Raw genomic sequence first — 12497 nt, forward strand, 5'->3', positions numbered from 1 at the left:
GCGTCCACGGTGCCCATGAGGGTCGCGCGATGGCCGACGGCGGTCGCGAGGTTCGGCCGCGCACCGTTGCCGCATAACGGTGACCGCTGACCAGGTGACCGCTGACCAACGGAGGACGGGGCGGACTGACCGCGTCCACCGCAGGTGGCTCGTCCCTGCCTGCGGTCGTCCGCCTCGGCGGGCGCCCTCCTGCTCCGACGGCACGCTGCCCACCCAGGGGCTGTGGACAGCCGGACCAGTGCAACGAGGGCAGTCCCGCCCGGGCCCGGCGCCCCTGGGCCGGTCCGTGCCAGCCGACATCCGACAGCCGATCCACCGGACGCTGCCCACAGCGACGCTGCGCATCGGCACGCTGCCCACAGGCGCTGGCCGACGGCACGGCCGGCTGCCCACAGCGGCGCTGTCCACAGGCGGGCCGAGATCCTCGACAGGCAGCACGATCGGGGTCATCGCACGCTGCCCACACGATGGGCGCGGGCAGGGCAGCCACCTGTCGCTGCCGTCGCCGTCGGTGGACTCCACTGGTGGATATCGCTCGGGCGACGCTGACCATGCCGCCAGCCCGTCGGAGAGTTGTGACGCGCGTCCGGCGCCGGTGCCCGCGGTTGGTGAACGAGGCGGGCTGCCAGGCCGGTCAGCGCGCCTGTGGACAGCGCTTTCCCGGACTCCCGGGTGTGGGGGTCCGGATGCCTCTGGCGTCGCCACTGTGGACACCGCTCTCCATCGGCCACCCATCGCTGTGGATAACTCCGCCGCGGCCTGTCTTTGCAGGTCAGGACAGGTCTAGGCCGGGCAGCAAGGTCGATGGCGGCTACGCTGCCCGTCGTTCGAGGCACGGGACGCTCTCCATCCAGGTGCACTGTCCATCCAGGTGCACTGTGTGGTTCACCGCGGTCGCGCCACGGATGAGCACCCTGACCGCCCTGCCGGCTGGTCGGACGCGATCGGCGCCGCGATCCACGACGGTGGCTCCCGCACGGTGCCCGTTCAGGCTGGGGACAAGCCACGCCGTCCCGGCAGGGCGACGGTCGTATCCGTCGTCGTTATCCACACCGGCGTCGCGTGCTCCCCCGGACGACGCAGACCATGCCCAAGGAAGGCTGGCGAGCTCGGCGCCCGGCGTTCGGGCCGCGGGCGAGGCGATCTGACCTGGTCGGTATCAGGGATGGACGACCCGACGCCGGCCACGGTGCCCACCCAGGGGCAGCTGTGGACAGCCCCGGTGCTCTGGGTGGTCAGGGATGGCGGATTCAGCGGTGCCCGTCCAAGCGTCAGCGCCCCGCCCGCCAGACGAGCGGCCGCGCGCGACCAGCCGCTGGCCGACGGTGCCCAGCAGGCGGTCAGGGCGGTATCCGCTCACCATCACCAGCACGGGTGAGCGCACCGACACCGAGGAGGAACGGGCAGGAACGGGCAGCGCACCTGTGGATATCGACCCGGACCGGTCAGCGGCAGGGTCAGCCGGGCGAGTCGGTGACCAACTTCAGGGCACCGCCGGACGCTTGTGGTGACCCTGGACGCACCGCGGCGAGGCAGAAGTCGACCAGTCGGCGATGGAACGCGGGGTTGTCCAGGTCCGCGCTGGCGGCGAAGGCGTGCCTGGCCAGCAGCGCGCCCAGGAAGGCGCTCGTCGCCAGGTCGGTGTCGAGATCGGCCCGGGCCTCACCACGGGTCACCGCGTCGTGGAAGGCGTCCTCGATCGCGGCCGCGCAGCGGTCGACCGACTCGCGACGGAAGGCCGCGTACATCGCGGGGAAGCGTGGGAGTTCGGCCATGCACCGGGCGAGGATCGACAGCCGCGGCTCGGTGAACACGGCGTCCACATACGGCGCGAGCTCCAGCAGGTCGGCGTTCAGGCTGCCGGTTCGGGGCGGGACGAGCCCGGCGGCCAGCGTCCCCAGCGCGTTGACGACGAGGTCGTCCCGGGCTGGCCAGCGCATGTAGATCCCGCGCTTCGCGACGCCGGCACGGGCCGCGACGCGGTTCACGCTGAAGCCGTCGACGCCGTGCTCGGCGAGTTCGTCCACCGCCGCGGCAAGCACGCGGGTGTCGATGGTGGCGTCGCGGGGCCGTCCCCGCCGCGGCCTGTCGACCTCGACCTGCTCCGCGTCCTGCTGCGCCATGCGCCAAGGCTAAGCGGGATCGAGGGGACTTGACCGCGAATATTTAAGACACCAATGTGGTTACCTAAATCGCGGCGAGCGCCCGGCCAACCGGCGACGCGGACCACATACATCCAGATCCGTGGAGGGTGACATGGCGAACACGCTGTACTCGGCGACCTCGACCGCCTGGGGCGGCCGCGAGGGTCGGGTTGCCGCCAGCGACAACCGGCTGGACCTGCAGCTCTCCGTGCCGAAGGGGCTCGGCGGCGACGACGGCCCGGGCACGAATCCCGAGCAGCTCTTCGCGACCGGTTACGCAGCGTGTTTCCACAGCGCGCTGAAGCTCGTCGCGAGCGGCAAGAAGATCGACGTCAGCGACTCCGCGGTGTCGGTGACCGTGAACCTCGTCATCAACGATGACGGTTCCCTCGATCTGGCCACCAGGATCGAGGGGCAGATCCCCGGCCTCGAGCCCGCCGCCGGCCAGGAGCTGCTCGACGCGGCCCACGCGGTGTGCCCCTACTCCCGCGCCACCAGGGGGAACATCTCCTCCCAGGTCGTCCTGATCGACAACGACTGACCGCCCACCCGTCGGGCGCATCACCCGTTGGTGGCCCCGGCCGCCGACGGGTGATGACCGGTGCCGGACGGGCGGGTCAAACCGGTCCGAAGCCCGCTTCGCGGCGGCGCGGGTCGGCCGCGGTCGATCGCCTACGCAGGCGATCCAGGTGAAGATCAGGACGCAATGTCCTAATGTTCCCAGTGGCGCCACCCTGGACGTCAAGGGATCAGGACATGGCCCGAACGGACGGAGGGGCGCACTTGCGGATCGCGTTGTTGTCGTACCGGAGCCTGCCCACCTGTGGTGGACAAGGGGTGTACGTTAGACATCTTTCCCGCGAACTGGTCGCCCAGGGGCACCAGGTGCAGGTGCTGAGCGGGCCGCCGTACCCGGATCTCGACGACGGCGTCGGCCTCACCGAGCTACCGAGCCTCGATCTCTACGGCGAGGCCCGCCCGTTCCGCTGGGCCGCCCCGTCCGAGCTGCGCTCGCTGCCCGATCTCGTCGAGTTCGGGATGATGCGCTCCGGGCAGTTCTCCGAACCGCTGTCGTTCAGCCTGCGGGCCTACCAGGCGCTGCGCCCCCGGGCGTCGGGCGGGCGGCCGCCGTTCGACATCGTCCATGACAACCAGGGCCTCGGCTACGGCATGCTCGCGCTGCGCATGGCGATGCGGCCCTACCGGATCCCGGTGGTGTGCACCGTGCACCACCCGATCACCGTCGACCTGCGGCTGAGCCTGGCCGCGGCGACGTCCCTGCGCGCGAAGCTGGGCCTGCGCCGCTGGTACTCGTTCCTGCCGATGCAGGCCAGGGTGGCGCGCGGCCTGGACGGCGTCATCATCCCGTCGGAGAGCTCACGTCGGGGCATCATCGAGGACATGGGCCTGCCGTCGGAGAGCATGCAGACGGTGCCCCTGGGGGTCGATGCCGACATCTTCACCCCCGCGCCCGCCGGCGCGATGCCGGTCCCGGGCCGCATCGTCGTGGTGACCAGCGCCGATGTGCCGCTCAAGGGCCTGGGAGTGCTGCTGGAGGCGCTGGCGTCGCTGCGCGCCGACCGCCCCGCCCACCTCGTCTGCGTCGGCAAGGTCCGCGAGGGCGGCGAGGCGCAGCGCCGGGTCGGCGAGCTGGGCCTGGCCGACGCCGTGACGTTCCGCTCCAACGTGCCGGAGCAGGAGCTGGTCGAGCTGCTGCGATCGGCCGAGGTGGCGGTCGTCCCCTCGCTGTACGAGGGGTTCAGCCTGCCCGCCGTCGAGGAGATGGCCTGCGGGCTCCCGCTGGTCGCGACGACCGCCGGCGCGCTGCCGGAAGTGGCCGGCGAGGACGGCGAGGCGGCGCTGCTCGTGCCGCCGGGTGACCCGGTCGCGCTGGCCCGGGCGATCCGCACGCTGCTCGACGACCCGGCGCTGCGCGCGCGGATGGGCGCCGCGGGCCGCCGTCGGGTGGAGGAACGCTTCTCCTGGCGGGCGGCCAGTGCCGCGACCGCGGCCTGGTACGCCGAACGGATCGCCGCCGTCGGCGGCACGCCGAGCACTCCCCATCCGGACGCCGCCTCGTCGTGGGCGACGAAACTGCCCACCGTCTGGTCCAGCGGCCCGGCGCCGGTGATCTCCCAGGCGGGCTCGGCCCCGGCGACCCGCACGGTGCCGCCCGGCTCGCCGACGCTGGCCGGCTGACCACCGCCGCCATGCTCACCGTCGACTTCGATCTGTTCCCCGTGCCTGCCGGCTGCCGTCTGCTCGATCTCGGCTGCGGCGCCGGTCGGCACTCCTTCGAGGCGTTCCGGCGCGGCGCCGACGTCGTCGCGCTCGACTACTCCCTGGACGAGGTCCGGGGGGTGAACGCGATGCTGTGTGCCATGGCCGAGGAGGGCCAGGCACCGGCGACGGCCAAGGCCGGTGGGGTGCGCGGGGACGCGCTCGCCCTGCCGTTCGCCGACGCGACCTTCGACCGGGTCATCGCCGCGGAGATCCTCGAACACCTGCCGGCCGACACGGCGGCGATGGCGGAGATCGCGCGGGTGGTGCGCCCGGGCGGCTGGGTCGCGGTCACCGTGCCCAACCGCCTGCCGGAACAGCTCTGCTGGAGCCTGTCCACGGCCTACCACACGGTCGAGGGCGGCCATGTGCGCATCTACCGAAAGCCGGAGCTGCGCGAGCGGCTGGCAGCGGTGGGCCTCGAACCGGTGGGTGCCCACTTCGCCCACGCGCTGCATGCCCCGTACTGGTGGCTGCGTTGTCTCGTCGGTGTCCACGACGACGACCATCCGGCGACGCGGCTTTACCACCGCCTGCTGGTCTGGGACATGATGCGCCGGCCGGCTGTCACCCGGCTCGCCGAACGGGCCCTGAACCCGGTGCTCGGCAAGAGCTACGTGCTGTACCTACGGAAACAGGAGGCAACGCGTGCGGTCCGTTGAGTCTGCTCCGGTGCTCACCCCCGAGGCTCTCACCGCGACCGCGACCGCGATCGCCGCTGCGCAGGAACCCGACGGGGCGATCCCGTGGTTCCCCGGCGGGCACACCGACGCCTGGGATCACCTCGAGTGCGCGATGGCCCTCGACCTCGGTGCCCAGACCGACGCCGCCGACGCGGCCTGGGCGTGGCTGCGCCACCACCAGCGGGCGGACGGATCCTGGCCGGCCAAGACCGTGGCCGGCGTGGTCACGGAAGCGCACGCCGAGAGCAACCAGTGCGCCTACGTCGCGGCCGCGGCCTGGCACCGGTGGCTGCTCACCGGCGACCGGGCCTTCGTCGCCGAGATCTGGCCGGCGGTCCGACGGGCCCTCGACTTCGTCGTCGGCCTACAGGCGCCGACCGGACAGATCTGGTGGGCCCGCTCCGCCGAGGGAGACGCCCACCACGAGGCGCTGGTCACCGGCTGCTCCAGCACCCTGCACAGCCTGCGCTGCGGGATGGCGCTCGCCGCCCTCGTCGGTGAGATACCGCCGGTGTGGGAGACGGCGACCGGTGCGCTGGAGCACGCGCTGGTCAGCCACCCCGAGTACTTCGCCGTGCGGGACCGCTGGTCGATGGACTGGTACTACCCGGTGATCGGCGGGGCGCTGCGGGGCGCCGCCGGCCGGGCCCGGCTGTCCGACCACCGCTGGGACCTGTTCGTCCTTGACGGCCTCGGGATCCGCTGCGTGTCGGACGAGCCGTGGGTCACCGGGGCGGAGACCTGCGAACTCGCGATCGCCCTGCACCTGGTCGGCGAGTCGGCTGCGGCGGCCAAGCTGGTCACCGACGTGCAGCATCTGCGGGTGCCGGGCGGCGGCTACTGGACCGGCTGGCAGTTCCGGGACCAGGTGTTCTGGCCGGTCGAGCAGTCGACGTGGACCTCGGCGGCGGTGATCCTCGCCGTGGACACCCTGGCCGGCGGGGTCACCGAACGGCTCTTTCGCGGCGATGACCTGCCGGCTGGCCGCTACCTGCCGGCCGGCGACGGCGGGACGTTCCTGCCCGCGCCGCGGTCGGCGCTGGTGGCCGAGCTGGCGCCGGCGTGCGGCTGCGCGTCAATCGACGCGGCGTAGCAGCCGCAGCGAGCCCACCTGGGACTCCTCCCGAAATCCCTCGTCGAGTGCGCGCAGCACCACGTGGTAGGGCGCCTGGCCGCCATCGGCCGGGTCGGGGAACACGTCGTGGACGGCGAGCTGCCCGCCGGGCCGGACGTGGCGCGCCCAGGCCTCGTAGTCGGCCTGAGCCTGTGCCTCGGTGTGCCCGCCGTCGAGGAACAACATCGCGGCCGGGGTGGACCACCAGCGCCCGACCTGCTCGGAGCGGCCCACCACGGCCGTCACGACGTCCTCGACGCCGGCTGTCTCCAGCGTCCGCCGCAGGTGCGGGAGGGTGTCGAGCCGGCCGGTGCGCGGATCGACGAGCGACGTGTCGTGCCATTCCCAGCCCGGCTGGTTCTCCTCGGACCCACGGTGATGGTCGACGGTGACCACCGCGGCGCCCGCGACGCGCGCCCCGGCGGCGAGATAGACGGTGGACTTTCCGCAGTAGGTGCCGACCTCGCAGATCAACCCGCCGGTCGGCACCCGGCAGGCCGCCTCGTACAGCGCCAGCCCCTCCGGCTCGGGCATGAAACCCGTCGCCTCCTCGGCGATCCGCAGCAGCGCGGTGTCCACCGCAGCCTCCCTCCGCGCCGTATCCGGCGTCGCCCACCAGCCCCGAACAGAAAGCCCCGAACAGCCAGCCGTACCGGGCGATAACAAACCTAGCCGGCTAGCGGCCCAGGGTCGCGGCGAGTTCGGCGCGGCGGGCGAACACCTCGTCGGACCGTTCGTCCATCTCCTTGAGCGCCTTGCGGCGGCCGCGGCTGGACAGCCGGTCGATGTAGAGGCTGCCGCCGAGATGGTCGGTCTCGTGCTGCAGGCAGCGGGCGAAGTAGCCGGTGCCCTCGAGGCGCACCGGCGCGCCGGTCTGGTCCTGGCCGCGGACGACGGCGCGTTCGAGCCGGGCGACCTCCATGTAGGCGCCGGGGACGGACAGGCAGCCCTCGTCGCCCTTCTCCAGCCGGCGGTCGGCGGGGTCCGGGTCCTCCAGCACCGGGTTGGCGAGGTGCCCCACGTGCCGGACGCCGTCCTCGTCGGTGCAGTCGTAGACGAACAGGGCGGCGTCGACGTCGATCTGGTTCGCAGCGAGCCCGACGCCTTCGGCGACGTACATCGTCGTGAACATGTCGTCGATGAGGGCGGCGAGTTCGGGGGTGCCGAACTCCGTCACTGCCCGACAGCGGCGAGCCAGGATCGCCTCGCCGACCACGGTGATGCGCCGGACGGCGCCGCGCCCCACCTCCGGGGAAAGCGTCGGATAGTCGTCGACGGGCTCTCCGAGCAGCCGGACCCGTAGGTCCCGCTTCTCCCCTGCCGCGTCGGACCCTCCGGTACGCGAGGCCATGGCGAGCTTCTCCCTCCATCCGACCGGCGGCACCCCGCTGCGGGACGGCGGCCTGACGCCGGCCGGCCCGCCCACCGCCCGACTCGGCGGACCGAGCCGCCGCCGATGCTGCGACTTGCAGTGGTACGAGCTTGGCAGAAGCCCGAGGTGATCCGCGACGGACCGGCCGCAGCCAGGCGGAATTCGCCCGGTCGGGCGCGGCGGGGACCCGCAACCGTCAGGGTGGGCGGTGCCGCGCCGCGCCGCAGCGCAGCCGCGCCCACCACGCCGCGAACTCCTCCGCCGCACGCCGCTGCCGTTCCTCCCGGCAGGTCCGGCACTGCGTGTCCTCGGCCGGGCGCTGCCCACAGGTGACACAGGTCGGCTCGGCGCCGGCGGCCATCTCGGCGTGCGCCTCCTCGACGGTGCGTCGGCAGTAACACCCGACCGAGTCGGACACGCATGTCACCCAGGGTGACATCGACCCGGATCCGTGGTGATATGACCACTTGTGGCCACACAGCGAACACGGAGGCATGCCGGCATTCGAACACACGACCAGACCGGGGTGCATCGCCTGGCCGGGCCATTCGGAGTTATCCACAGGGGGACGCGCTCGGTTGACGTGCGCCCAGGCGGAGCGTTCAGGCGGCGAGCACGGTGCCCAGGCGAGCCACGGCCGGTGCCGCGTGACGGCGCAGCCGGTCGAGGTCGAGGCCCTCGTCGCCCAGGACGACGAGCAGCCTCGTCTCCCCGACAGCGTGGACGATGACGTGGCCGCCCTGGCACCGGGTGACAACCTCGCGCAGCGCTCCCAGCCCGGCCTCCTGCCCGGTGGAACGGCCCAGGCCCAGCGCCGCCGCGGCCATCGCGGCGAGGACCTCGGGCCGCGCGCTCTCGGAGTCCGACGCGATCAGCAGACCGTCGGCCGAGGCGACGGCGCCGCCGGTGACGCCGGGCACCTCGTCACGCAGGGCGCGCAGCTCGACCAGCACGGCGTCGGTGACTGTGGTTGTGGACATCGAAGCCTCTTCTCAGGTGCCGCGAAGCGGACGGTGGGGACGGTGGGACAGGACGGGTCGCGTGATGTGCGTCAGCCGACGGACCGGCGCGTCCTCACAGATCGAGGGCTCGCGCGATGCCTCGCAGGCTGTGCCGGGCAAGCGCGAGGTTTGCCCGGGACCGGTCCATCGCCAGGTAGAAGAACAGCTGGCTGCCGCCGTGGTGCAGCAGCCGGATCAGGTGGTACTGCCCGTCGAGGGTGATGAGGATGTCCTCGATCTCCTCGGCGATCCCCAGCGCGCCGATCGTGCGCGCCTTGGCCCGCACCACCTCGGTGTTGCCGGCCGAGGCGACCTCGAGATCAAGTTCACGGCCGCCGCCGGCGGAACCCAGCATCATTCCGCTCTCACCATCGACGAGCGAGGCACCAAGAGCACCGTCGATCGTCATTGCTTCCTTGAGTGCGGTCTCGATGTCCATGATGCTCCCCTCGAGCCTTTGACCGGAATACCCAAATGGGGTCGCCGCGCCTTTTTGTATTGGGGCGTGCGGGCGCGGACATATCCTGTAGGTCAGGATGACCGTACCTTTGCACCAACTGATTGTCACTTCGAGGACGCCACCATGACGGATGAGACAGAAATCACGGGGAGTCCCCTTTCTTGCACGACCGGTCCACCCCGGAGGGAGAAGACGGAAACGTCATCCAGGCCCATCGCCGCGGCCGGTCGGGTGGTTCCGGCGGGGGTTGAACTCCTCCTGACCACGATTCGTCGGCAGGCCACCGCGAAATTCACCGGAAGCATTCACGTCCGGGGCACGGCAAGCGGGCGGATCGTCCTTCGCGACGGTCTGATCATCGACGTCGCGACCGCCGCGGCACCGGGCCCGGAGTCGCTGCTGCTGCGTTCTGGTCGCCTCTCCGAGGCGGCGTGGTCCGCGGTCTTCGCCGCGGCCGCGCCCACCGGGCGGTTGCCGGACGCGCTGGTTGAACGCCGCCTGCTGGGCAGCGCAGGCATCCAGGTCCTCACCCGGACAGCGACGATGGACGGCCTGTTCGCGCTGGCCATCGCCCAGGGAACCGCCGTGCGGGCAGGCAACCCGCAGGCTGGGCAGCCGCCGGAGGACGAGGTGGGCGTCGAACCGGCGGACGCCGGCTTCCTGGCACCAGCGCTGCCCGTACGGCCGGGGATCGAGGCCGAGTGGGCCATCCGGGAAACGCTCCGGCGGCTGGCGAACGCCGACCAGTGGCGCGCTGACCTCGGACTGACACCCCACTCCCGGGCTCGGCTCGCCATCCGTCCGCCAGCCTCCTGCGCGGCCCCGGGCCCCACCGCCCTGCTGGCCCACACGAACGGTCGGCGTACCTGCCGGGATCTGGCCTTCGCGGTGGGTCGGGGCCTCTATCCGGTCATGGCGGAACTAGCCCAGCTGATAGGGGCGGGCTGGATAGTTGTGCCACCCCCGCAGGAACGACCCCGGGCCGCCGAGACGGCGCCGGAAGTCTTCGAGAAATCGGATCTGCGCCCTTACGGAGACCGTGCCCGTTCCGGCCGGGCCGCCCCGGAACATGAAATCCTTGGAAAACGGCGATACCAGGTGACGGTCGACAGCCCGTTGCCTCGCCGCAGCACCCAGGGTGACGTACCAAATATCTCCGCGGGCACGGGAGAAAAGTGACGTGCCGGTGTCCGGAGTTGTCCCGCGCGCGGCGCGGACCGCATTGGGATCCAATCCTCGTCGACCAGGGGGATGCCGACGGCGGAACAGAATGGTGACCGGTTTCGACGGCGCCAGCGCGGTGGCCACGGTCGCCGGGACGAGTCCGTGCACCGCCCAGCGACTGATCCTGACGACCGCGGGAGAGGCCGCACATGCCGGGACTACCGGCCCACGGCCACGTCATCACGGAGATAGGGCGAAAACCCTGGTAAACGGGGTGGACCTAGGTGGACTTGAACCACCGGCCTCTTCCTTATCAGGGAAGCGCTCTAACCGACTGAGCTATAGGTCCGGGCAACGAGTGCAACCATACAGCACGGTGGCGCCGGGGTGGGAACCAGCGCCTCCGTTCGCGCTACTGGTCGCTCAGAGTGAGCTCGATGCCCCCGATCATCTCCGCGCAGAGGTTGTAGAGCAGAGTGCCGAGCGTCGCCAGCGCGGTCATCAGGATGACGTTGATCGCGCCGACGAGCAGGCTGATCTCCATTGCCCGGCCAAAGGACAGCCAGGTCCGGACGTTGCTGGCGCTGCTGTCGGTGAGCGTGTCGGCGGCGTCGCTGACGCTGTCGAACACGCCGATCGAGTTCAGCACGAACCAGAGGACGGCGACCGCGACAAGCAGAACGACGAACACGCACAGCGAGAAGGCGAAGCTCAGCCGGGTCACTGTCAGCGGATTGATCTTGGACAGGCGGAGCTTCGCCCGCCGGCCCTGGCCCGGCGGCCGGCTGGAGCCGGACCCCGGCCGGCCGCCGGGCGCGCGGGCCGGAGCCGGTCGCTCCGCCGGGCCGGCGTCGAGCTGGTCGGCGAGGGCGTCCGGAGACGTGCTGGTCACCGGCGGCGGCGCGGCGGTGGCCGCGGGAGCCGGCCCGGTAGGCGGTCGGCTGTAGGCAGCCGTCGCGGTCGGCCCGCGCTGCGGCGCGGACGAGGCCGGCCGCGCCCCGTCAGGGGTGGGCACGCGCTCCGGCGCGGCGCGGTTGCTGTCGGGCTTCGTGGTACGGCTCCTCGTCATGCTGGGCGGACGGACCAGGGAGATCGTGTCGGTCTCCCGTGGCCGTTCGACCGGGGGCTCCGAGCGGGCGTTGGGCAGGCCCGGGGCGAACCGGGCGGTGCCCCCGGCCGGCGTCGCGCTGGGGGATGTCGTCGGCGACGATACGGCGGCCGGACCAAGTTTGCGGGTAGCAGAGCCCACATCGGAGCCACGGGTCCCACCGTCGTCGGTACGAGCCGTCCCGGATGGGGACACCCCCGGCCCCGCGCCGTCCCGGGCGGCGGCACCTGAGCCGGCCCGCTCCCGATCGGCACGGCCGGCGACCCCACCGTTGCGGTCGGCGCGGCCGCGGTCCGGGGAGTTGCGGTCCGGGAGGTTGCGGTCCGGGAGGTTACGCGGGGTCCCCGGCGCTGGAGCTGCGGCGCGGGCTCCACCCGACGCGGGCAGTGCTCCGGCCGACTCCGGGGCACCGCCGCCAGCTCGCCCGATGCGGGTCGGTCCGGACACGGGCCTGGACCCCGAACCGGACGACTTCGACCCGGACGGTCCCGAACCCGAAGAAGCAGAACCGGACGACCGTGCACTGGCGGGAGCTGCCCTGGACGACGCCGAATCCGCAGGTCTCGACGGGGAGGCCGTTGATCCGGCGGCCGTCGAACCGCTGCGCGAAGCGTCCGCCCTGCCCTGTTCCGTCCGTAGGGAGCGGGGCGGGGGATCCGCCTGCTGCCGATCGGAAGGCTCGAAGAAGGGGTTCCTGGCGGACGCCTCGGACCGCTTCGCCCGGTCGGTGCCGCCCGCGCCCGCCGGCTCACCGGCTCCGGGAGAGCCCGCGGCGCCGGGAGCCGACAGCAGCGCCGTGTCCTCGCCGCCGTCCCCGACCTCGCCGGACCGGCGAGGAAGATCGGATGCGGACCCGGATCCAGCCGGCCTGCCCGGCCCGGAGTCGCCGCCCGCCCCGGCGCCACTGCCCGATCCGGCGGGCCCAGTGGGACCGCGCCGGACCGCCGGCCGGTCATCCTGACTGTCGCTCACGGACTACTCCCGGTTCGCTCCTGGGCGGCGTACGCGGGTCGTGCGCACACCCGATGCAGGCTCCACTGCGTCGCCTCGACACCTGTGGCCGGGGGGGGGGGGGGGGGGGCCCCCCCCGCCGCCACGCCGTTGCTGATCGCCTCGACGCCGGTCAGCGCGGTGCAGCCGTTGGCGAACGCGCGCAGCACCAGGACCACGG

Annotated in this window: 13 protein-coding genes and 1 tRNA gene; 5 read left to right on the forward strand and 9 right to left on the reverse strand. The window is 72.4% G+C overall.

What is annotated here, in order from left to right; translation table 11 throughout:
• Positions 1-1457: 1457 nt before the first annotated feature.
• Positions 1458-2123, reverse strand: coding sequence for a TetR/AcrR family transcriptional regulator (locus MXD60_RS07170; RefSeq protein ID WP_248818186.1), 666 nt, complete (start codon positions 2121-2123; stop codon positions 1458-1460).
• 133 nt (positions 2124-2256) lie between these two features.
• Here MXD60_RS07170 and MXD60_RS07175 point away from each other — a divergent pair, with 133 nt between their 5' ends.
• From MXD60_RS07175 to MXD60_RS07190, 4 genes are all read left to right on the forward strand, one after another.
• Positions 2257-2685 carry an organic hydroperoxide resistance protein gene (locus MXD60_RS07175; RefSeq protein WP_248818187.1) on the forward strand — a complete coding sequence of 143 codons (429 nt, stop codon included), beginning with the start codon at positions 2257-2259 and terminating at the stop codon, positions 2683-2685.
• 242 nt (positions 2686-2927) lie between these two features.
• Positions 2928-4343 carry a glycosyltransferase family 4 protein gene (locus MXD60_RS07180; protein ID WP_248818204.1) on the forward strand — a complete coding sequence of 472 codons (1416 nt, stop codon included), beginning with the start codon at positions 2928-2930 and terminating at the stop codon, positions 4341-4343.
• 11 nt (positions 4344-4354) lie between these two features.
• Entirely contained in the window at positions 4355-5086 is a 732-nt protein-coding gene (locus MXD60_RS07185) for a class I SAM-dependent methyltransferase (protein WP_248818188.1), read from the forward strand.
• Entirely contained in the window at positions 5073-6200 is a 1128-nt protein-coding gene (locus MXD60_RS07190) for a hypothetical protein (RefSeq protein ID WP_248818189.1), read from the forward strand. The genes MXD60_RS07185 and MXD60_RS07190 overlap by 14 nt, the downstream gene beginning before the upstream one ends.
• On the opposite strand, the gene MXD60_RS07195 is transcribed toward MXD60_RS07190, so the two are convergent.
• The 5 genes from MXD60_RS07195 to MXD60_RS07215 form a co-directional block, all read right to left on the reverse strand.
• Positions 6183-6800 carry a class I SAM-dependent methyltransferase gene (locus tag MXD60_RS07195; RefSeq protein ID WP_248818190.1) on the reverse strand — a complete coding sequence of 206 codons (618 nt, stop codon included), beginning with the start codon at positions 6798-6800 and terminating at the stop codon, positions 6183-6185. The two genes, MXD60_RS07190 and MXD60_RS07195, sit on opposite strands and share 18 nt — an antisense overlap.
• Before the next feature lie 97 nt (positions 6801-6897).
• Entirely contained in the window at positions 6898-7572 is a 675-nt protein-coding gene (gene def / locus MXD60_RS07200; protein ID WP_248818191.1) for a peptide deformylase, read from the reverse strand.
• A gap of 217 nt (positions 7573-7789) precedes the next feature.
• Positions 7790-8011, reverse strand: a complete 222-nt coding sequence (locus MXD60_RS07205; RefSeq protein ID WP_248818192.1) for a hypothetical protein — start codon at positions 8009-8011, stop codon at positions 7790-7792.
• Positions 8012-8195: 184 nt separating this feature from the next.
• Positions 8196-8573 (reverse strand): roadblock/LC7 domain-containing protein, encoded by a 378-nt coding sequence (locus MXD60_RS07210; protein WP_248818193.1) that lies wholly within the window; start codon positions 8571-8573, stop codon positions 8196-8198.
• A 94-nt stretch (positions 8574-8667) separates the two neighbouring features.
• On the reverse strand, positions 8668-9033 hold the full coding sequence (locus MXD60_RS07215; protein WP_248818194.1) for a hypothetical protein: 366 nt from the start codon (positions 9031-9033) through the stop codon (positions 8668-8670).
• 252 nt (positions 9034-9285) lie between these two features.
• On the opposite strand from MXD60_RS07215, the gene MXD60_RS07220 reads away from it, so the two are divergent.
• Positions 9286-10233: a hypothetical protein gene (locus tag MXD60_RS07220; RefSeq protein WP_248818195.1), complete on the forward strand. Its 948-nt coding sequence runs from the start codon at positions 9286-9288 to the stop codon at positions 10231-10233.
• A gap of 260 nt (positions 10234-10493) precedes the next feature.
• Here MXD60_RS07220 and MXD60_RS07225 read toward each other — a convergent pair.
• The 3 genes from MXD60_RS07225 to MXD60_RS07235 form a co-directional block, all read right to left on the reverse strand.
• Positions 10494-10567 (reverse strand) — tRNA-Ile (locus tag MXD60_RS07225).
• Positions 10568-10630: 63 nt separating this feature from the next.
• Positions 10631-11233 (reverse strand): DUF3566 domain-containing protein, encoded by a 603-nt coding sequence (locus MXD60_RS07230; protein WP_248818196.1) that lies wholly within the window; start codon positions 11231-11233, stop codon positions 10631-10633.
• A gap of 1061 nt (positions 11234-12294) precedes the next feature.
• Positions 12295-12497 (reverse strand): hypothetical protein (locus tag MXD60_RS07235; RefSeq protein ID WP_248818197.1); only part of this gene is annotated, 203 nt, incomplete at its 5' end.

The sequence above is a fragment of the Frankia sp. AgB32 genome, from assembly GCF_023243045.1.
Lineage (GTDB): Bacteria > Actinomycetota > Actinomycetes > Frankiales > Frankiaceae > Frankia.

What these genes read in the sequence shown, in the direction of transcription:
- MXD60_RS07210 (WP_248818193.1), bottom strand. Translation starts at nt 8,573, where the DNA reads ATGTCCACAACCACAGTCACCGACGCCGTGCTGGTCGAGCTGCGCGCC.
- MXD60_RS07170 (WP_248818186.1), bottom strand. Translation starts at nt 2,123, where the DNA reads ATGGCGCAGCAGGACGCGGAGCAGGTCGAGGTCGACAGGCCGCGGCGG.
- def (WP_248818191.1), bottom strand. Translation starts at nt 7,572, where the DNA reads ATGGCCTCGCGTACCGGAGGGTCCGACGCGGCAGGGGAGAAGCGGGAC.
- MXD60_RS07185 (WP_248818188.1), top strand. Translation starts at nt 4,355, where the DNA reads ATGCTCACCGTCGACTTCGATCTGTTCCCCGTGCCTGCCGGCTGCCGT.
- MXD60_RS07215 (WP_248818194.1), bottom strand. Translation starts at nt 9,033, where the DNA reads ATGGACATCGAGACCGCACTCAAGGAAGCAATGACGATCGACGGTGCT.
- MXD60_RS07175 (WP_248818187.1), top strand. Translation starts at nt 2,257, where the DNA reads ATGGCGAACACGCTGTACTCGGCGACCTCGACCGCCTGGGGCGGCCGC.